Source organism: Streptomyces lonarensis (genome assembly GCF_012033735.1).
GTDB classification, from domain to species: domain Bacteria; phylum Actinomycetota; class Actinomycetes; order Streptomycetales; family Streptomycetaceae; genus Streptomyces; species Streptomyces lonarensis.
Map to the genome: position 1 here is coordinate 1 of NZ_JAAVJD010000042.1, position 18,453 is coordinate 18,453.

Here is an 18,453-nt window from a genome sequence, read left to right on the forward strand (position 1 = left end):
GCGGCACACGCGGCCTCGGCGAACGCGCCGCCGCCGAACTCAAGCAACGCTGGCGCGCACTCCAGCACGTCACCCTCAGCCCCAACAGAATCGGAGCCATCACCAAAGCCGCCCTCGTCCTCAACGGCTCATGGAAGTAAGCACCGTTGAGAAAACCTCACTGAGCTGATTCCAACCTGCCTGGCGGGTAGTGCGATTGGGCTGACAACGGGGTGAAGCCCCTGGTAGACGGGTTCACGACCAAGATTCCCTCGCCCACCAGAGGCTTCACATGCTTGTCTCCGTCCGGGCTGGACGTGTCCAGCTCTGCCCTGCGCCTGCTGTCGACCGAGCTACGCCGACGCCGGGTGGTGATCGGAACCCGCTGGCGACGCCTGAACACGGGGCGCCAGGCCCTGCTCACCCTCGCCCACCTCCGCAACGGCCACCCCTACGCCCAACTCGCAGCCGGATTCGGCATCGGAACCACGACCGCCTACCGGTACATCGCCGAGGCCGTAGAGGTCCTGGCCGCTCTCGCTCCGAGCCTCGCCAAGGCGGCACGGACTGCCTCGGCAAAGGCGTTCGTGCTGCTGGACGGCACGCTCCTGCCGACCGACCGCATCGCCGCCGACCGGCCCTTCTACTCCGGAAAGCACAAGGAACACGGGATGAACGTGCAGGTCCTCGCCGATCCCTTCGGCCGGCTGCTGTGGGCCTCACCAGCTCTACCCGGTGCTGTCCACGACATCCGCGCGGCTCGCGAGCACGGCATCGTCGACGCCCTCACCGAGATCGGCAGCGCGTGCTGGGCCGACAAGGGAGACCGCGGTGCCGGCGGCACAGTCCGCACCCCGTACTGGGGACGGTGGGACACCCTCTCCGCAGGCCAGCAGGCGGTCAACCGGTCCCACGCGAAGATCCGAGCCCTCGTCGAACAGGCCGTCGCCACCCTCAAATCCTGGCGACTCCTCCGCAAGCTGCGGTGCTCAACCACCCGCATCACCGCCCTCGTCCAAGCCGTCCTCACCCTGCATCTGGCCAGCTCAGCAGCATGATGGAAAAGGCTCACTGGATGTCTTCTGCTCCTTCGAAGAGATCCGGCACACCCTCGAATCCCCGATGGTCGCGGACGGGGAGTTCCTCGCCTACACCGTCGACGGCGAGCGCCTCGCCCTGGCCGGTTCCGAGGACTGGAGTGGTCCGGTCACCGTGGACCACACGGGCCACTGGGACCGGAGCGGCCTGGACGAGCGCCTGCGGAGGTACTGGACGCGCCACCGAGGCGGGCAGACGCCCCTGGACCCCGAGGCGACCGCTGCCCTGATCCTTCACGAGTACGCCGCTCCGCGACCCGGCCTCTTCGCCCGGTTGCGCCGCAGAGGCGGCGCCCCGGCGACGCCACCTGACGACGGCACCGCCACCTGAGCGCCGCCGGCCCGCGGGCGCGGGCCCCGGCGGGACAGACGGCCGCGAACGGCGCGACCATCGCGACGTTCCTCCGGGCTGGCCTCGGGCGCGGGTGCGGCGAGCCGGCCCGCGCGCCGAAGAGGGCTGCCCGCCGCACCCGCACGACACGCCGCGTGGTGAGGGGCTGCGCCCGGTTGGTCCGCGAGCATCCTTCGGCGGTGACTCCCTTACCCCCTCGGTGCCGAGCGTGTTCCTCCTCGCGATGCCGAATCACCGCGGGGCGCGCCAGCTGCGGTGGGGCGGCGTGGCGGCGGTGGCGGGCGTGCGGGCTACCGGAGCGGAAGGGTGGCCGTGAGGCGCTTGCCGACCGACTCGCGGCGCATGCGGAGCGAGGTGGCGACCGCGGTCACGATCTCCAGGCCGTGGCCGCCGATGCGGGTCGGGTCGTGCTCCCGTACCGCGGGGAGGGCCGGGTCGCTGTCCCAGACGCTGACCTCGAGGCCGTCGTGCACCAGCTCGAGCTCCAGCATGTACGGGCCGGGGGCGTACTTGCGCACGTTGGTCACCAGCTCGCTCACCACCAGCGGCAGTACCAGTCCCAGGTCCGGCCCGACGGCGGCGCCGCTCTCGGCGTGGACGCGGGCCAGGAAGTCGGAGGCCACGGCACGCGCCTCGCCGATGCTCTCGCTGCCGTCGTAGGCGGCTGATGCCCGCAAGCGGCGCTCCTCGGTCTCCTGCCACGGAACGTGTGAATCGTCTGCGCCCCCCTCGGCGCCGTCCCCGCCCTGGGGGAGGCCTTGCACCATCCCTGACGCCTACCCTTCTCCCGCCACTCATGCTCGTTCTGCGCGGGTAACCCGGTCCCGCGAGGGTGATAGGGGCCACACCCGCCCCGTGGTGTCACTCGGCGCCGGGCGGCACCCGTGCGGCGATCAACGTGATGTCGTCCCGGGTGTCGCCCAGCTGCTTGGCCAGCACCGCGCACAGCTTCCGCAGAGGCGTGGCGTGCTGGGCGGCCAGGTGCTCGCGCAGGCTGGTCATCCCGGTGTCGATGCTCTGGGAGCGGGACTCCACGAGCCCGTCGGTGTACAGCAGGAGCGTCGCTCCGGCCGGCAGGTCGACGCGTTGGGTGGGGCGTTCCATGGTCGGTCGGGCGCCGAGGAGCGGAGCGTGGGGGCCGGTGAGGAAGCTGGTGTCGCCGTCCGCGGTCAGCAGCAGCGGCGGCGGGTGTCCGGCGATCGACCAGGACATCTGCCACGAGCCGTCCGCGCCCGGGTGGAGGCGGGCGAGGACGGCGGTGGCGGAGTCGGCGTGGGTCAGGCGGGCCTGCGCGGTGTCCAGCCGTCGCAGGATCTGGCCGGGGGATTCCTCCGGCCGGTCGACGGCCAGTGCGCGGAGCATGTTGCGGAGCTCGCTCATCCGGGCCGCTGCCTGCACGTCGTGGCCGGTGACGTCGCCGATGACCAGCATCGTGTCGCCGCCGGGCAGGGAGAACGCGTCGTACCAGTCGCCGCCGACCTCGGCCGCGGCCAGCGCGGGCCGGTAGTGCGCGGCGAGTTCGATGCCGGGGACCTTCGGGAGGTCGGTGAGGAGCGCCTGCTGCAGTGTCTCGGCGATGTCGGCCTGCGCGGCGTGGAGCCGCGTGTTGTCCAGCCCGAGCGAGGCCCGGCGGGCCACTTCCTCGGCCAGTTCCTGGTCGGGCTCGTCGAACGGGGTGCCGGTGCCGGTCCGGGCCAGAGTGAGGGCGCCCAGTGTCGTCGAACGCAACCGCAACGGCACGACCAGGACGTCCCCGGCGTCGGTGAGGGACAGCAGGTCGGGCCGCCCGCTGGGCGCGGGCGCCAGCCGCTGGGTCCCGCCGCCCCGGAGGACGCGGGCGATCGCTGCGCGATGCTCTTCGTGGTCCGGCAGTTCGGCCTCGTCCGGCGCCTTCGGCAGCGTGTCGGGGAGGCGGTGCGCCCAGGCGACGCAGCGCAGGACGTCCTTCTCGGCCAGGTCGATCGCCGCGGTGTCCGCGAGCCGGGGCACGAGCTGCCGGACCAGGCGCCAGACGGCCTCCTCGGTGTCCAGCGTGGTGGTCATGGCAAGGGTGAGCTCGCTCAGCCACGCGGTATCGGCGAGCTCGGACTCGACCTGTTCGCGGCGGACCTCGCTGCGGACGTAGCGGTCGGCGCGGGCCTCGACCCGCTCCCGACGTTCGGAGATCTCGTTGAGGACGACGACGGTGCCGCCGGGGTAGCCGCTCTCCGGCGGCAGGGGCGCGGCCGACCACCACACCGGCAGTGTGGTGCCGTCGGCGCGCACCACCACCGCGCGGTCGTCGTTGACCCGGCGGGTGCCGCCGGCCTGTTCGAGGGCGGTCGACGTCTCGGGCAGGCCGTCGGTGTCCACCCGCGGTTTCAGCACGTGGTCGGCGTCCAGGCCGAGCAGGGAGCCGCGCTCGTAGCCGAGGAGCCGCTCCGCCCAGGCGTTGGCGGCGATCACCCGCCCGCCGGCGTCCACGGCGTAGATGCCGGCCCCCGCCGCGGCGCTGAGCGCCCATGCCAGGGCGTCGCCGCCCGCGGGCGGTGCGGCGAGCTTGATCTCCTGAGGGGGCCCCGCTGTGCGCATGCCGCCCAGATCCGGTGCTTGTGCGGAAGTCGGGTTCACCGCGTTCCCTTCAACTGAGCCTCGCAGCGGAAGCGGAGGTCGCCGTCGCCGTGTCGGGAAACATCTCCACGACGCCATCCATACCCGTGATGCGCAGCAGACGCAGCACCTGGGTTCCGGTTCCCGCCAGCCGTAGCCCGCCCCCCGCGGATTCCGACTGCCGCATCGTGTAGACCAGCACGCCCAGGACGGTGGAGTCCATGAACGTCACCTGCTCCAGGTCCCAGACCAGACGCGCCCGGCCGGCGGCGATCAGCTCCGCCACGGTGGAGCGCACCTGGGGGGCGACCGCCAGATCCAGCTCCCCGGCGAAGGACAACACCGTCCACACGTCCCCCTCGTCGCTCGGGTTCGCATCGGACACCGAGATCCGCACGGCGCTGCCTCCTCACTCCCGGGTACAGACCTCCAATCATCCCACCTGATTCTTCGTTCGTCGCCCCGGGGCAGCGCCTCGATCGGGACGGGGACCGGCGGTCGGTGCTCGGCGTGGCGCGGGCCTCCGTGCTCGGCCCGCCCAGGGCCGGGGGAGGCTGCCGGTGGAGAGGGCCGCGCGCGGCCCGTCCCGTCCTGTCCGGCGCCGCGTCCCTGCCGAGGTCCGGACCGCCGGCGACCGTGCCCCAGCGCCCGCCGGGAGCGCGCCGCAGTCCGGCGGCATCGGGGGTGGCGCCTCGGCGGTCGCTCCGCAGGCAGGACGGCGCCGTCGCGGGCAGAGCCCGGGGTGACGCCACGCGCTGCGGGGGGACGGCGGCCCCGGCCCCGGCGGAAGCCCCGGGGCTGCGGGCTGTGGTCCGGGCGGAGGCCGGCCTCGCGCGGGCCGGGCGCCGGGCCCGGAGCCCGCACACCTCGGCGGGACCGTGCGGAGGAAGGCCGCCTCGGCCGTGTCCCCGAATCGTCGCGCGCATCGCACCCTCCCCGCGGGCCCTGCCGCTCACCCGATGAGCTGACGGTATGTCTGCGGCCGCCGTGACGGAACGCCGGGGTGGGGGTCGGCGCGCTCGTTTCCGGTGCCCGCCGCATGCGGGCCGCCGCGGCCGCCACAGCCGTCGCCGCAGCCCCGGGCCGGAGCTGCGGTCCGGCGAGGTCACGCGGGGGCGGGCGCCGCCCCCGTCACGTCGCGGATGACGAAGCCGCTCCGGGGGGCCGTGGGGACGCGGCGCAGGGAGATACGCAGGTCCTGCTCCGCCACCTGGTAGGGCAGCTGAGCCAGGAAGCGAGCCACCGTCGCCAGGATCGCGACGGTGATGTCCTCGCCCGGGCAGCGGTGGCCGTCCGGCGGGCCGCCGCCCTGCGGGACGAGCGCGTCGGCGGGGACCTCGCCGGAGAGAAACCGGGACGGGTCGAATCGGCGCGGCTCGGGCCACAGGTCCGGGTCGTGATCGAGCCCGAACAGGTCCAGCAGCACCAGGGTGCCCGGGGCGATCGTTCGCCCCGCCCACTCCAGCCGCTCGGCGGCAAGGCCTCCGACGAACGGCGCGAACGGGTAGAAGCGGCGCACCTCCTGGGCGAACGCCCACGCGAACTCCGGCCCGGCTTCGGCCGCCAGCCGCTCCCGGAGCTCCGGCCGGCGGTGCAGTGCGTGCGCGGCGAACACGCCGAACCAGGTGATGGCCACGGTGGGCCGCAGCACGTTCAGCAGCTCCACGGCGGCGGTGTGCGGCGGGAGCAGTGAGCCGTCGGCCTCCCGGTGTGCCGTGATCGCCTCGAAGACCGTCGGATCGTCGGCGCCACCGGCCGCCGGAGCGCCGCTCCCGCGGGCGGCCTCGACGAGGTCGGCCAACCGGGCCTCCAGCCGACCGCGGGCCCGTCGGGCGGTCAGGTGCCGCGGGCCGACGGTCGCGAAGCCGTCGACCATGGCGACGAGGTCCCGCGCGGTGCGTGCGCGGTCGTCGTCCGTGAGCGGGACACCGGCCCAGGAATGGACCGCGCTCGTGAGCACCCGGGCGAGTTCGTCGAAGAGCACCACGCTCTCGCACCGCGCCCAGCGGACGCTCGCCCGCTCCAGCTCCTCGTGCACCAGCCGGGCGAGCTCCTGCACGCCGGACGGGGTGGTGAGGAGGCCGGTGAACAGCGCCTTGCGCGTTCGGTGGGCCTCCCCGTCCAGCGTGTGGACGGCTCCGCTGCCGAAGAGCGTGTCGATCACCGGTTGCGGCAGCGCGCCTCGGCGGTGGATGTGCTTCTCGTCGTAGAAGAACCGGACGGCGGCCGGCCCGTGCAGGGCGATCGCCTTCTTGCCCAGCAGGCGGGTGCGCACCGGGGCGCCGCCGCTGCGGCGCCGGCGTTCCGGCAGCCAGGTGTAGCCGCGGAGCAGGAGCGGGAGCGTGCTGTCGACCATGGGTCCTCCGTCGGGTGCGGCGCCGTCGGGTGCGTCGTGGTGCCGCGGGTGCGGCGCGGGCCGCAGGCGCGGCCCCGGTCGCAGCCACCGTTGCGGCGCGCGGGGCCGCGGGTGCGGCAGCGGGCGGGTTCAGGGCAGCGGTGTGCCTCCGGTCGCGTTGAGGATCTCGCCGGTGACGAAGCTCGCCCTGTCGGAGGCGAGGAAGACGTAGGCAGGGGCCATCTCGGCGGGCTGGGCGGCCCGACCCAGCGGGCTCTGCTCCCCGAACTTCTCGGTGTCGGGCAGCGTCGAGGGGATCAGTGGTGTCCACACCGGGCCCGGGGCCACGGCGTTGACGCGGATGCCCCGTTCGGCGAGCTGCTGGGCCAGCCCCTGGGTGAAGGTGACGATCGCGCCCTTGGTCATCGCGTAGTCGAGCAGCGGCGGACTGGGCTGGTAGCCCTGCACCGAGGCGCTGTTGATGACGGAGCCGCCCGCGGGCATGTGGGGGAGCGCAGCCTGGCACAGCCAGAACATGGCGTACAGGTTCGTCTTGACGACCCGGTCGAACTGGGCGGTCGGGATCGCCTCGATCCCCTCGGGCACCGCCATCTGGTAGGCCGCGTTGTTGATCAGGACGTCGATCCTGCCGAACTCCTCCACGGTCCGCCGGACCAGCTGCCGGCAGGCGTCCTCCTCCCGGATGTCGCACTCCTGGGCCAGCGCCCGGCGCCCGGCGTCCTCGACCAGGGCCGTGGTCTCGCGGGCGTCGTCCCGCTCCTCGGGCAGGTGCGTGAAGGCGACGTCGGCGCCCTCCCGGGCGAAGGCGAGCGCGACGGCCCGCCCGATGCCGGAGTCCCCGCCGGTGAGCAGCAGCGTCCGGCCCTCGAACAGCCCCGACCCGCGGTAGCTCTCCTCACCGTGGTCGGGCCGGGGGTCCATGCGCGCTGTGCTGCCGGGCGGCTCGTCCGACTGCTGGGGGTAGGGCGGCACCGGCCCCGCCGTCGTGGGGTCGATCGGCTGGTCGGGGTTCCCGGTCGGTCCGGTCACGGGGGTCCTCCTGGATCGCGATGGGGGTGCGCCGCCGGGGCCCCGGCGCGGCGCGGCACGAGGCGGCCGGCCGGCGGCCCGGGCCGGGGCGAGGCGCCCCGGAGTGGTGAACGCTCGGGTTGCCACCGCGCGAGGTGGCCAAACGTGACGGTGCGGTGCCGAGGCGTCCGCGGCGGGCCGGGCAGTACGGAGAACGAAATACGCTGTTTGTCCCTGCCGCGGGCCGGGTACTCGGCCTGGTCGCAGCCCTCCACACGACCCGCGCCGCGGGCCGGTCCGTCGGCCTGTGGGCGACGGGAAAGGACGTCACCATGCACACGCGCCCTCCGGACCCTCCGGGACCCGCTCCGACGCTCGGCGGCACCGACACGGGAGACGTCCCCACGGCCGGCACCGAGGAGCACGTGACGACCGGCGCTCCGTGCTGGGCCGCTCTCATGACTCCCGACCCGGGCGCCGCGATGGAGTTCTACGGCCGGGTCCTGGGCTGGACCAGCCGCATCGCCCGCGGGCACCCCGGCCGGGGCCTGACGGCGCTGCACCACGGCATGCCGGTCGCGGGCCTCACCGAACCGGTGCTGCCCTCGGCGTCCCCGGCCTGGACCGTCTACTTCGCCACCCACCGGCTGGACCGCGCCGTGGACGACATCCGGGCCGTGGGCGGCACCGTCGCCGTCGGCCCCCTGACGTTCGCGGGCGGTCGCGCCGCGTGGGCGTGCGACACCGCGGGCGTCCAGTTCGGGGCCTGGGAGTCGCCGCTGTCCTCCTGGCGCACCGACGGTGCGGCGGGCGCCCCGCAGCGCATGGAGCTGCACACCCACGACCCGTTCGCCGCGGCCCTCTTCTACGGTCATGTCTTCGGCTGGGACAGCCCGCACACGGACCCGTTCGCCGTCTCCTACGACGACGACCGGGTCGTGGTCCGGGTCGCCGGGCAGGCCGTGCTGGAGTTGGGGGACGCGCTTCCCTGGCGGCTGCTCGGGGTCCCCGAGGCCGGGTGGACACCGCACGTGCGCGTGGACGACTGCGCCCGCGCCGTCGCGGACGCGCAGGAGGCGGGCGGCCAGGTGCTCGCCCCGCCGCGTCCCGGGCCCCACGGGACGAGCGCCGTCGTCTCCCACGCTGCCGCCGGGGTGGTGCGGTTGGTGACCGGCAGCGACGACTGACCCGCACGGGCGCCGCCGCTCGGCCGCCCACCATTCGCCTGGCGCGGCCGCGGCGCGGGCGTGGAGCACGCCCGGCGGCGGCCCCGCCGCCTAGCGTGACGGTGCGTCGCGGCGCCGTCGTCGCGGCCGACCGCGGGCGGGGCGTACCCGCCGAACCCGCAAAACCCGTCCGCCCGGCGGGGGCTCGGCAGGCCACAGAACGAAGACCTGAAGGCAAAGCGGCGCGCCGGGCATTGCGGGACCGTGCGCCGGGACAGCATCGGCACAGCTGGAGGAGACAGATGACGGACCGTGGTGGCTATCTCATAGCGGAGCTCACGGCCGACCACCGCGCCCTGGAGGAGCTATTGGTGCGGCTCCACGTCGCGAATGTGCCGCGCGATCGGCGGCGGTCGGCGGACGAGCTGACCGTCGCGGTGGTCCGCCACACCCTCGCGGAGCAGCACCACCTGCACCCCGCGGTCCGGCTGTACGTCCCGGACGGGGAGACCGTGGTGGAACGCGAGGCACGGTCGCGGACGCGGACGGAGTCCCTGCTGGAGGCGCTGGAGGGAGAACCGCCCGGCGGGGCCGGCTTCCGCAGCCTGCTGGCCGGGCTGCGGCGAGCCATGACCGAGCACGTTCGCGAGCAGGAGGAATTGCTGTTCCCTCGCGTCACCGCCTCGCTGGCGACCCGGCAACTGCGCCGCCTGGGGGAGCGCGTCCGCCAGGACGGGGCCCGCGCCCGCCACACCGCGGACCTCTCGCCGCCGCCCACGCCCTTGGCCGGCACGGCCGTGAGCCTGGTGGACCGCGCGCACCTGGTTCTCACGGGGCGAACCGCCTCCCGCCCGCACCCGCACGGCTGACGGCCGGCCGCCACTTTCCCGCCGCCGCACGAGCCCGACCGACTCCTCTCCGTCCCGCCTCCTCCTCGTTCCTCAGCAGCGCAGACAGGAAAGGCCATGACCGACACCGCCGGGACCCGCACGTCCGACCCGCTCGCGCTTCTTCTCTCCGCCGACGACCTGGACCACTACCTGCGGTCCCTGGTCGCCGCTGCCCTGGCCGCCGCTCCCTCGGCGGTCCGCGCCGACCTGGTGCTCGAGCGGGCGGGGAGGCCGACCGCCGCGGTCTCCGTGAGCCGCCCCGGCGACGAGGGCGGCGCCGACCCGACCGGCTCGCCCCATGCGGCGCTCGGGGGGCCCGCGGACACCGCGACAGCCCTGACGGCGGCTTTCACGGGTGCCGACGCCCGCGGCCGAGTGACGCTGACCCCGACTCCGGGGCGGCCACTGGACCCCGCGGATCGGGAGCGCCTGCTCCGTCTGGTGACGCGGCTGCCCGACATGATGGCGCTGGCGCAGCGCCTCTTCGACGCGCAGGTACTCGCCCAGGACCTGCAGGCGGCCATGCAGTCGCGGAGCGTCATCGACCAGGCGATCGGCATGGTGATGAGCAGCCGCAACTGCTCTTCCGAACAGGCGATGAAGTCGCTGCGGACGCTCTCGCAGCACCGCAACGTCAAACTGCGCGACCTCTGCTCCCAGCTCGTCGGCCGCCTCACCGGCTCACCGGCGCCGCCCCCGCTCTGTCCGCGCCCGTGACGCAGCGACTCGCTGCCGGGCCGCCACGCCGCCCCGCGGCCGCGACCGGCAGCGGGCGCTCTCCCCGCCCGCACCCGAGCGAAGGGCACGCAGCTCATGAACGCGCTCGCCTCCCGGCTCGACCGGCTGCTGCAGCCGAGGAGCACCCGGAGTCGGATCCTGCTCGCCGGCTGGTTCAGCTTCCTCGATGGCGAGGTGACGGCAGGGGACGCGCTGGCCGAGCGGGCCGTCCGGACCGCACTCGACCGGATCGGCCTCGCCCACGACACGGCGTGGAGCCCCGGCTTCGTACCGGGAGGACCGAGCCTCGACCGTGTGCGCCCGCGTGACTACGAGCACCTGCTGTTCGTCTGCGGGCCGGTGCACGGCCGCCAGGTGGCCGAGCTGCACCAGCAGTTCGCCCATTGCCGCCGCACCGCCGTCGGCGTGAGCGTGGTGGACCGCTCGGACCCCGCGGTCCGCGGCTTCCACCGTGTCGTGGCGCGCGACGGCTTCGGCGGCGTGCCCCTCCCTGACCTGGCCGCCCAGGCACCCGCTCTACCGGGCCCGCCGGTGGTGGGGGTGGCGCTGACCCACGGTCAGGGGGAGTACGCCGGACGCCGGCTCCACGACGAGGTGGCCGGACTGCTGCTGCCCTGGCTCGCCGCGCAGGACTGCGCCCGGGTCGAGGCCGACACCCGGCTGGCTCACCGCGACTGGCGGCACAGCGCCACGCCCGACGCCTACCTGGCGCTGCTGCGCCGCCTCGACCTCGTGGTGACGGACCGGCTCCACGGGCTGGCCCTGGCGCTGCGGGTCGGGGTGCCCGCGGTGGCGGTGGACCCGGTCCGGGGCGGCGCGAAGGTCTCCGCGCAGGCCCGGGTACTGAGGTGGCCGGCGCTGCTCGCCGGCGAGTCTTTCTCCGAGGAGAGGCTGGACCACTGGTGGCGGTGGTGTCTGTCGTCGGCGGGCCGGGCCGCGGCGGGACGGCGGGCCCGGCTCCTGGCGCGCTCCCGCTCGGAGTAAGTCGCTGCCCGCCGGCCCCGGCGGCGGGTACCGGGCTAGTCCCCGCTCTCCCGGGTGGCGGCCGCGTTGATCCGGCGGCACGAGTCGCTCAGGATGCGGGAGACGTGCATCTGGGAGACGCCCAGCTCGGCGGCGATGGCGCTCTGCGTCATCCCGGCGAAGAACCGCAGGTAGAGGACACGCCGCTCCCGCTCCGGCAGCCGCCGGATACCGTACCGGGCCGCTTCCCGGTCCACGATCCGCTCGTAGGCATCGTCCTCCGCACCGAGGACGTCGCGGAGCAGGACCTCCCGCCGGCCGACGGCCACGGCCGCGTCGATGGAGAGCGGACTGAAGCCGAACAGCGCCTCGCTGCCCTGGCGGACCTCCTCCTCCGTCAGGCCGGTGTGCGCGGCGATCCGTGCGGGGGAGGGGAGCGCGCCCTCGGAGGCCATCTCGGCGCAGGCGGCCCGGACGACGTTGCGCAGATTCTGCACCCGGCGCGGTACGTGGACGGACCACATCCGGTCGCGGAAGTGGCGCTTGATCTCCCCGGCGATCGTCGGGACCGCGAAGGACTCGAACGCCTTGCCGACCGCCGGGTCGTAGCGGTCCACGGCGGCGATCAGCCCGACCGCGGCGACCTGCCGCAGGTCCTCCAACGTCTCTCCCCGATTGCGATAGCGGTGCGCCAACCGGTTCGCCATGGGAAGCCAGGCGCGGATCAGCTCTTCGCGCAGCAGGCGGCGCTCCGCGCCGTCGGGCAGTTCCGCGAGCCGGCGGAACTCCCCCGTCGTGTCGGGTGAGTCCCGGTGCCGATGGTGCACTGCCATGTGCGTGCGTCACTCCTCGCCGATCGGGGGTCGACCGGGACGGCGGACGGCGAGGGCGGGGCACGACGTGCAAGGGGTGCCACGACCCGGACGACACGCGTCACCGGGGCGCGCCTCACCTCCGAAGCACGGGTCCGGCATCCCACAGCACGCGCGGGGCGAAACGGTCCGCCGGGGCGTTCACCCGCACGGGGCGTCAGCCGACGTACCGGCGTGCTCCGGACGAACGCCGCGCCCGCTCCAGAGCGCGCAGCTGCGCCTCGACAGCCGGAGGTACCGGTCGGCGGGTGCGCAGCACCCATGGCGCTCCGGCCGCCGCCCGCCCGAAGGCGCGTGCCGAGGCGGCGTCCCACGGCACCGTGCGGGCGAGCTCCAGAGTGCGGCGCAGCGCTGCGGGCCAGGGGCGGCGCAACCAGGTGAACCACAAGGTGTTGCGCAGGCCGAGGACGCGCCGGGCGGTGCTGTCGCGGACGGTCGAGGCGGCGTGGTGGACCAGCAGCTCCGGGGCGTGGCACATCCACCAGCCGTCGCGGAGCAGGTCGGTGGCGAGTAGTTCCTCCTCGCCGCCGAGCCACAGCCCCGGGTGGAAGCCGCCAACCGAACGGAACGCAGCGGTCCGCATCACGGTGGCGCCTGCCAGGAAGGAGCCGATCGCCGGGCCGGGCAGCCACCCCGGCCCGGACAGCGGCGACTCCCGCAGCTCGGCGACGACGGGATCCTCCGTGCCCCCGGGCTCGACGACGATGCGCGCGGTCACCGCGGCCAGGCGCGGCCGGGGGTCGAGCAGCTCCGCGGCACGTCGCAGGCTCCCCGGTTCCCACCAGGTGTCGTCGTCGCAGAAGGCGACGTAGGGGGTGCGCACCCGCTCCACGGCGAGGTTGCGACCCACGGCCCCCAGGTTGCGGCCGGGGCGGAGCAGGGTCATCTCCGGGAAGGCCCCGGCGACCGCCTCCGCGGTCCCGTCGGTCGAGGCGTTGTCGGTGACGACGACCGGTGGCGCCTCGGGGAGCGACCGGAGCAGCCGCAGGGTGCGCAGCAACTCCGGGCGCCGGTTGTGGGTGATGACCACGACCGTGGTGCGGGCGCCGGTCACGACGGTGCTCTTCCCGGCGCTTGCGCCGCTCGCTGTTCCCGTGCAGCGGTCGCCTCCAGCAGCCGTACCGCCCGTTCGATGGTGGGTGGCAGCGGCCGGCGGTGGCGCAGCGCGGCGGGGAGCCGTAGCAGTGCGCCGCGGAGCGCGCGCCCCGCCGTGCGGTCGCCACGCGCCGGCGCGGCGGCGAGCGCCACCGTGCGCCGCAGCGCCACGGCCGCCGGGCGGCGCAGCCAGCAGGTGAGCAGGGCGTTGCGTGTGACCAGCGTCGTGGGCCCTGGGCGGGCGCCCTCGTCCGGGTGGTGGTGAGCCACGACGGAGTCGACGTAGCTGACTCCCCAGCCGGCGGCGGCGAGATCGTAGGCGAGCAACGTCTCCTCGGCGCCGAAGAACAGCACCGGGTGGTAGCCGCCGACGTCGAGGTGGGCGGTGCGCCTGACGACAGCCGCACAGCCCAGGAAGCCGAGGACGGGCCGCCCCGGCAGGTCCGGGTCGCGGGGCAGCGGGGAGTGGGCCAGCCGCGCGTTGAGGGGGTCCTCGCGTTCCTCGGCGCCGACGAGACTCCGGGCCGCGAGCAGACCGAGCCGGGGGTGTGCGTCGAGGAGGTCGGCAGCCCGGCGCAGCGCGCCCGGCGCCCACCAGGAGTCGTCGTCGCTGAACGCGACGTACGGCGTCGTGGCGTGGCGTACGGCCAGATTCCTGCCGAGGGCGCCGGTGTTGCGGCCGGGCGCCAGCACGGTCGCGCCGACGGGGTGTGCGCGCAGTGCGGCCGTGACCGCCGGGTCGGTGCCGTTGTCCACGACGATCACGGCCGGCCGCTCCGGCAGCGCCGCCAGCCGGTCCAGCGCGCGAAGGGCGCCCTGCGGGCGGCCGCGGGTGATCATGGCGACGCTGACGCGGCTCTCCCGCTCAGTGGTTCCGGCACCCGGAACGGACGCGTGGCCGGTGCGGCCGGCCGGGCGGTCAGTCATGGCGGGCCGCCGCCGGCTCGCATGCGGCTTCGGGGCGAGCACGGCGCAGGACGGCTGCGGCGACCTCCTGAGGGGCGATCCGCAGCAGGCGCGGGTCGCAGCGGTCCCCGTGCGGGTCGCCGGGCGGGCCCGGCGGGTGGATGACGCCGTGGCGGGGGTGCGGGGGCGGTCCCCACCGCTCGGGGGCGACCGGGCCGAACAGGGTCACGGACGGGGTGCCGAGAGCGACGGCGAGGTGGGCCGGCCCGGTGTCCCCGCTGAGGAGGCACGCGGCGTCGGCGACGAGCGCCGCCAGCAGCGGGAACGGCAGGTCGCCGGCGAGGACGTCCCGCCGCGGGGCGCCGCCGGCCGCGGCCACCTCCGCCGCCGTCTTCTCCTCGCCGGGCCCGCCGGTCACCACCACGCGGTGCCCGCGGCGGCGCAGCGTCCGGACCACGGCGGCGTACCGCTCCGGGGGCCAACGGCGCGCCCGCGCGGCCGCGCCGGGGTGGACGACGACGGCGCCGGGAGCGGGGGAGGGGGCTTCGGGGCGCGCGATCCGCAGGTCGCGGGGGTCCGCGGGCATGTGGTGCGCGGCCAGCAGTCGGCACCACCGTGCCCGTTCGTGCTCGCCGTCACGCCAGGGCGGCACCCGCGTGCCGGCCGCCGCGAACGAGATCAGCGACCGCGGGCGCAGCGCGGCGAGCGCCGCGTGGCTCTCCGGCCCGTCACCGTGCAGGTCCACCGCCAGCTCCGGCCCCGGCGCCGGCCAGCCGCTCAGCGCGGGGACGGCCCGCCCGGGGGCGCCGGTCGGCAGCAGCCGGTCCACCGCGCCCGTTGCTGCGGCGGCGTCGCGGAGCCCGGCAGGCGCGGCCAGCACCAGGGTGTGGCCGGGGTGCGCCCGGCGCAGCGCGCGCAGCGCGGGGACCCCCGCCAGCAGGTCGCCCAGCCCCAGCGCGCGCAGCACCAGGAGCCGGGGCCGCGGTGCGACGGCGGTTGCTCGGCGCGCGCCGGCGGTCATCGCCGCCCCGCCCGCGAGCGCTCCGGCTGCGGGCCTCCCGGCCGCGCCCCGTCGATCGGGACGCGGTGCCCGGCCGCCCGGGCGGCGATCCCCGTGGTCGAGCGGCCGTCCAGGTAGGGCAGCAACACCACCTGCCCGCCCCAGCTCCGGACCAGGGGTGCTTCCGGAAGGTCGGCGTGGGCGTAGTCACCGCCCTTGGCCCACACGTCCGGGCGGAGCTCGCGCAGCAGCTGCTCGGGAGTGTCCTCGTCGAAGACGGCGACGGCGTCGACGCAGCCGAGGGCGCGCAGCACGCGCACGCGGTCGGCCAGCGGAACCAGCGGCCGGCTCCCGCCCTTGCGGCGCCGCACCGAGGCGTCGGAGTTGACGCACACCACGAGGTGGTCGCCGACGCCGCGGGCCGCTTCGAGCAGCGCGATGTGCCCGGCGTGGAGCAGGTCGAAGCATCCCCCGGTGGCGACGACGGTCCCGCCGGCCGCGCGGACCCGGGCGGCCGACAGGACCGCCTCCCCGTCGGGGCCGCCCCGGGCCGCCCCGCGGGCCGGCGGCGCCGCGGCGTGCGTGTCGGACCCGTCGCGGTGGGGGCGGCACCGCACTCCGGCGTGGTCCTCCTCCCCGAAGGCGCCCCGCGCCGTGCCGTCGGTCGCCAGCGTGGCGGCCCCGCCCGCCGCCACGTAGCGTCCCGCGGCGGCCACCGCGCCGCGCACCGCCGTCTCGGTCACCACCCCGTCCGCCAGCAGCCCGGCGAGCGTCGCGGCGAACCGGTCCCCCGCGCCGCAGGCGTCCTGCCTACCGGCGGAGACCGCCGGCACCAGCAGCGGGTCGGCGCCGTGGCACAGCAGCGCACCCGTCGAGCCGAGCGTGACCACCACCGAGGCGACATCCCAGCCGTCGACCAGCGCTGCGGCGTCGCGCGCGGCCCGGCTCAGCTCGGCCCGGCCCGCCGCCTCCCCGTGCCGGGCCGTGGTTTCCCCGGCCCGCGGGCCGACCGTCGGCGCCAGCCGTCGCGCCTCCGCGGCGGAGGGGGTGACCGCCCGGCTGCCCGGTACGGGCGGTCCGCCGCGCGGGTGCGGGTCCCACACCACCGGCACCCGCGAAGCGGCGGCGGCCAGGGAGTCGCGCAGTACCTCGGCGGTGCCGCGACCGTAGTCCGAGACCAGGACGGCGCCGGCCGCCGCCAGCGCCGCCCGGGCCTCGTCGGTGGCGCCGGCCGCCCGGCCGTCGCCGTCGTCGAGCCGGCACACCGGGGTGCCCTCGGCAAGGATCCGGGTCTTCTGCGGCAGCGAACCCGCCAGCGGCAGCGCCACGACACGGACGCGGCCCGGGAGGAGCCGCCGCAGTGCCGCGGAGGCCTCGTCCGAGCCGAGGGCGGTGACCAGCGTGACCTCCCGCCCGTCCAGGGCTGCGAGACCGGCTGCCAGCGCGGCGCCCCCGGGCCGGGTCGCGCGCCGCGCGCCGTGCACGACGGGTACCGGGGCGTCCGGCGCGAGCCGGTCGGCGCGGCCGTCGAGGTCGCGGTCGAGCAGGGCGTCCCCGACCACCACCAGCGGCGCCGGGGCGGTCACAGCGCGCCCTCCCCGACTGCTGCCCGACCGGCACGCCGCCGCGGTGCCCGGTCCTGCGCCTCGCACGCAGCGTCGAACGCCTCGCAGAGCATGTGCACCGCGACCAGGTGCAGTTCCTGCACCGTGGCGGCGCTGGGGGCGCTGACGCAGACCGCCTCGTCGCACGCGGCCTCCAGCGGGTTCGGGGCGGGACCCGTCAGCGCCCAGACGGTCATTCCCGTCCGCCGGGCCGCGTCCGCCGCCGAGAGCAGGTTGGCGCTGGCACCGCTGGTGGACAGCAGCATCAGGACGTCGCCCGCGCGGCCGTGCGCCCTGGTCTGGCGGGCGAAGACCTCCTGCACCCCGTAGTCGTTGGCGATCGCGGTCGTGGAGGAGGTGTCCGCGTGCAGCGCCAACGCGGAGTAGGGCGCCCGGTCGTCGCGGTAGCGCCCGACCAGTTCGGCCGTCAGATGCTGCGCCTGCGCCGCGCTGCCGCCGTTCCCCGCGACGAGCAGCCGCGCGCCGGCGGCGAGACGGCGGGCGAGGTCGCCGCCCCAGCGGTGGACGCGCGGCGCGGAACGGCGGTAGGAGGCCAGGGCGGTGGCGAGGTCGTCGCAGTGCCGACCGTTGAGGTCCTGGATCATCGAGTGGCTCCCGAGAGTGAGGGCGTGGCGAGGGCGGTGGCGTAGACACGGGCGACCCCGTCGGCGACGCGGTCCCAGCCGTAGCGGTCGAGGACCCGGGCGCGTCCGGCCGCGCCGAGGCGGGCGAGGCGGCCGGGGTCGTCGAGGAGGGAGCGGACGGCCTCGGCCAGCAGCCGCCCGCCGGGGTCCTCGGGCGGGACGAGCAGCCCGGTGACCCCGTCCTCGACCGTGTCGAGCTGGCCGCCGACGGCGGTGGCGACGACCGGGGTGGCGCACGCCATCGCTTCGAGGGGGACGATGCCGAACGGCTCGTAGTCGGGCAGGGAGAGCACCAGGTCGGCGTCGGCCATCAGGCGGGGCAGCCGGTGGTGGGGGACCGCGCCGAGGAGGGTGACCCGTTCGGACACACCGACCTCCTCCGCGATGCGCCGCAGCCGCTGCGCCTCGGGGTCGGTCGCCAGCGCGGAAGCGTCCGGGCCGCCCGCGACGGCCAGCTCCACGCCGGGCAGCAGCGGCAGCGCCCGGACAGCCCGCTCGAAGCCCTTGCGCGGCACCAACCGCCCCACCCCCAGCAGCCGCCGGGGGGCGTCGGGGGAGCGGGGCAGCCCGCCCGCCGGGGCGAAGTGACGGGGGTCGACACCGCAGGGCACCACGGAGACGCGGTCGCGGTCGACGCCCATCGCGGCGAGCTCCTCCACCTCGTCGGCGCAGGTGGCGAGCACCCGGCGGCAGGATTGCCCGATGGCCGCCTCGATCTCCAGTCGGCGGGGTGGGCTGGTGTCGGCGCTGCCCTGGTGCCGCCGCTTCACCGTCCCGAGCGCGTGGTAGGTCTGCACCACGGGGATCTCCAGGCCGCGTACCGCCGCCAGCGCCGCCCGGCCGGACATCCAGAAGTGGGCGTGGACCACGTCGGGGCGCTCCCGTACCCAGCAGCGGCGCAGGAACGCCCCGAAGGCGGGCATGTGGCGCAGCAGCTCGTCCTTGGGGAGTCGGGTCGCCGGGCCGGCGGGCACGTGGACGACGTGGACGCCGGTCGCGGTCTCCAACCGGGGGGCCAGCCCGGGGGCGTCGCCGCGGGTGTAGACGGTCACCGTGTGCCCGAGGCGGGCCAGATGGTCCGCGAGGCGGGCGACGTAGACGTTCTGGCCCCCCGCGTCCGGGCCGCCCAGTTCGGCCAGCGGGCTGGCGTGCTCGGACACCAGCGAGACCCGCAGCGGGCCGGTTCCGGTCGTG

The 18,453-nt window shown here is 75.9% G+C and carries 18 protein-coding genes and 1 pseudogene; 7 read left to right on the forward strand and 12 right to left on the reverse strand.

Features of this window, described 5'->3' with window-relative positions:
• The 3 genes and pseudogenes from HCN56_RS26290 to HCN56_RS08315 form a co-directional block, all read left to right on the forward strand.
• Positions 1–140, forward strand: a pseudogene (locus tag HCN56_RS26290) (IS5/IS1182 family transposase); the annotation flags it as partial.
• 135 nt (positions 141–275) lie between these two features.
• On the forward strand, positions 276–1,037 hold the full coding sequence (locus tag HCN56_RS08310) for a transposase family protein (RefSeq protein WP_167968853.1): 762 nt from the start codon (positions 276–278) through the stop codon (positions 1,035–1,037).
• 64 nt (positions 1,038–1,101) lie between these two features.
• Complete coding sequence (locus HCN56_RS08315; protein WP_167968854.1) at positions 1,102–1,407, forward strand: hypothetical protein; 306 nt, start codon at positions 1,102–1,104, stop codon at positions 1,405–1,407.
• Between the two features lie 311 nt (positions 1,408–1,718).
• Here the strand turns inward: HCN56_RS08315 and HCN56_RS08320 are convergent, their stop codons facing one another.
• The 5 genes from HCN56_RS08320 to HCN56_RS08340 all read right to left on the reverse strand — a co-directional run bounded on the left by HCN56_RS08320 (position 1,719) and on the right by HCN56_RS08340 (position 7,402).
• Positions 1,719–2,105 (reverse strand): ATP-binding protein, encoded by a 387-nt coding sequence (locus HCN56_RS08320; RefSeq protein ID WP_167968855.1) that lies wholly within the window; start codon positions 2,103–2,105, stop codon positions 1,719–1,721.
• Positions 2,106–2,289: 184 nt separating this feature from the next.
• Complete coding sequence (locus HCN56_RS08325; RefSeq protein WP_167968856.1) at positions 2,290–3,999, reverse strand: SpoIIE family protein phosphatase; 1,710 nt, start codon at positions 3,997–3,999, stop codon at positions 2,290–2,292.
• Between the two features lie 49 nt (positions 4,000–4,048).
• The gene (locus HCN56_RS08330; protein ID WP_167968857.1) at positions 4,049–4,402 is read right to left on the reverse strand and encodes an STAS domain-containing protein; all 354 of its coding nucleotides are present in this window, start codon (positions 4,400–4,402) and stop codon (positions 4,049–4,051) included.
• Between the two features lie 720 nt (positions 4,403–5,122).
• A complete protein-coding gene (locus HCN56_RS08335; protein ID WP_167968858.1) occupies positions 5,123–6,373 on the reverse strand; it encodes a cytochrome P450 in 1,251 nt (416 codons plus the stop codon).
• Between the two features lie 129 nt (positions 6,374–6,502).
• Positions 6,503–7,402 (reverse strand): glucose 1-dehydrogenase, encoded by a 900-nt coding sequence (locus HCN56_RS08340; RefSeq protein ID WP_312871130.1) that lies wholly within the window; start codon positions 7,400–7,402, stop codon positions 6,503–6,505.
• Between the two features lie 311 nt (positions 7,403–7,713).
• Between HCN56_RS08340 and HCN56_RS08345 the strand changes: the two genes are divergently transcribed.
• From HCN56_RS08345 to HCN56_RS08360, 4 genes are all read left to right on the forward strand, one after another.
• A complete protein-coding gene (locus HCN56_RS08345) occupies positions 7,714–8,568 on the forward strand; it encodes a VOC family protein (protein WP_167968859.1) in 855 nt (284 codons plus the stop codon).
• A 281-nt stretch (positions 8,569–8,849) separates the two neighbouring features.
• Positions 8,850–9,416, forward strand: coding sequence for a hemerythrin domain-containing protein (locus HCN56_RS08350; protein ID WP_167968860.1), 567 nt, complete (start codon positions 8,850–8,852; stop codon positions 9,414–9,416).
• Between the two features lie 96 nt (positions 9,417–9,512).
• Positions 9,513–10,154: an ANTAR domain-containing protein gene (locus tag HCN56_RS08355; RefSeq protein ID WP_167968861.1), complete on the forward strand. Its 642-nt coding sequence runs from the start codon at positions 9,513–9,515 to the stop codon at positions 10,152–10,154.
• Positions 10,155–10,250: 96 nt separating this feature from the next.
• Positions 10,251–11,159: a polysaccharide pyruvyl transferase family protein gene (locus tag HCN56_RS08360; RefSeq protein ID WP_167968862.1), complete on the forward strand. Its 909-nt coding sequence runs from the start codon at positions 10,251–10,253 to the stop codon at positions 11,157–11,159.
• A gap of 35 nt (positions 11,160–11,194) precedes the next feature.
• Here HCN56_RS08360 and HCN56_RS08365 read toward each other — a convergent pair whose 3' ends face one another.
• From HCN56_RS08365 to HCN56_RS08395, 7 genes are all read right to left on the reverse strand, one after another.
• The gene (locus HCN56_RS08365; protein ID WP_167968863.1) at positions 11,195–11,971 is read right to left on the reverse strand and encodes a SigB/SigF/SigG family RNA polymerase sigma factor; all 777 of its coding nucleotides are present in this window, start codon (positions 11,969–11,971) and stop codon (positions 11,195–11,197) included.
• A gap of 196 nt (positions 11,972–12,167) precedes the next feature.
• On the reverse strand, positions 12,168–13,064 hold the full coding sequence (locus HCN56_RS08370) for a glycosyltransferase family 2 protein (protein ID WP_167968864.1): 897 nt from the start codon (positions 13,062–13,064) through the stop codon (positions 12,168–12,170).
• Complete coding sequence (locus HCN56_RS08375; RefSeq protein WP_167968865.1) at positions 13,061–14,032, reverse strand: glycosyltransferase family 2 protein; 972 nt, start codon at positions 14,030–14,032, stop codon at positions 13,061–13,063. Before HCN56_RS08375 ends, HCN56_RS08370 begins: the two co-directional genes overlap by 4 nt.
• On the reverse strand, positions 14,025–15,032 hold the full coding sequence (locus tag HCN56_RS08380) for a glycosyltransferase family 9 protein (RefSeq protein WP_167968866.1): 1,008 nt from the start codon (positions 15,030–15,032) through the stop codon (positions 14,025–14,027). The genes HCN56_RS08375 and HCN56_RS08380 overlap by 8 nt, the downstream gene beginning before the upstream one ends.
• Positions 15,029–16,597, reverse strand: a complete 1,569-nt coding sequence (gene rfaE2 / locus HCN56_RS08385; RefSeq protein ID WP_167968867.1) for a D-glycero-beta-D-manno-heptose 1-phosphate adenylyltransferase — start codon at positions 16,595–16,597, stop codon at positions 15,029–15,031. The genes HCN56_RS08380 and rfaE2 overlap by 4 nt, the downstream gene beginning before the upstream one ends.
• The gene (locus HCN56_RS08390; protein ID WP_167968868.1) at positions 16,594–17,220 is read right to left on the reverse strand and encodes a D-sedoheptulose-7-phosphate isomerase; all 627 of its coding nucleotides are present in this window, start codon (positions 17,218–17,220) and stop codon (positions 16,594–16,596) included. The genes rfaE2 and HCN56_RS08390 overlap by 4 nt, the downstream gene beginning before the upstream one ends.
• Positions 17,217–18,434, reverse strand: coding sequence for a glycosyltransferase (locus tag HCN56_RS08395; protein ID WP_420918939.1), 1,218 nt, complete (start codon positions 18,432–18,434; stop codon positions 17,217–17,219). Before HCN56_RS08395 ends, HCN56_RS08390 begins: the two co-directional genes overlap by 4 nt.
• Positions 18,435–18,453: the final 19 nt, after the last annotated feature.

What these genes read in the sequence shown, in the direction of transcription:
- HCN56_RS08315 (WP_167968854.1), top strand. Translation starts at nt 1,102, where the DNA reads ATGGTCGCGGACGGGGAGTTCCTCGCCTACACCGTCGACGGCGAGCGC.
- HCN56_RS08325 (WP_167968856.1), bottom strand. Translation starts at nt 3,999, where the DNA reads ATGCGCACAGCGGGGCCCCCTCAGGAGATCAAGCTCGCCGCACCGCCC.
- HCN56_RS08335 (WP_167968858.1), bottom strand. Translation starts at nt 6,373, where the DNA reads ATGGTCGACAGCACGCTCCCGCTCCTGCTCCGCGGCTACACCTGGCTG.
- HCN56_RS08345 (WP_167968859.1), top strand. Translation starts at nt 7,714, where the DNA reads ATGCACACGCGCCCTCCGGACCCTCCGGGACCCGCTCCGACGCTCGGC.
- HCN56_RS08350 (WP_167968860.1), top strand. Translation starts at nt 8,850, where the DNA reads ATGACGGACCGTGGTGGCTATCTCATAGCGGAGCTCACGGCCGACCAC.
- HCN56_RS08355 (WP_167968861.1), top strand. Translation starts at nt 9,513, where the DNA reads ATGACCGACACCGCCGGGACCCGCACGTCCGACCCGCTCGCGCTTCTT.
- HCN56_RS08360 (WP_167968862.1), top strand. Translation starts at nt 10,251, where the DNA reads ATGAACGCGCTCGCCTCCCGGCTCGACCGGCTGCTGCAGCCGAGGAGC.
- HCN56_RS08365 (WP_167968863.1), bottom strand. Translation starts at nt 11,971, where the DNA reads ATGGCAGTGCACCATCGGCACCGGGACTCACCCGACACGACGGGGGAG.
- HCN56_RS08375 (WP_167968865.1), bottom strand. Translation starts at nt 14,032, where the DNA reads ATGACTGACCGCCCGGCCGGCCGCACCGGCCACGCGTCCGTTCCGGGT.
- HCN56_RS08380 (WP_167968866.1), bottom strand. Translation starts at nt 15,032, where the DNA reads ATGACCGCCGGCGCGCGCCGAGCAACCGCCGTCGCACCGCGGCCCCGG.
- HCN56_RS08390 (WP_167968868.1), bottom strand. Translation starts at nt 17,220, where the DNA reads ATGATCCAGGACCTCAACGGTCGGCACTGCGACGACCTCGCCACCGCC.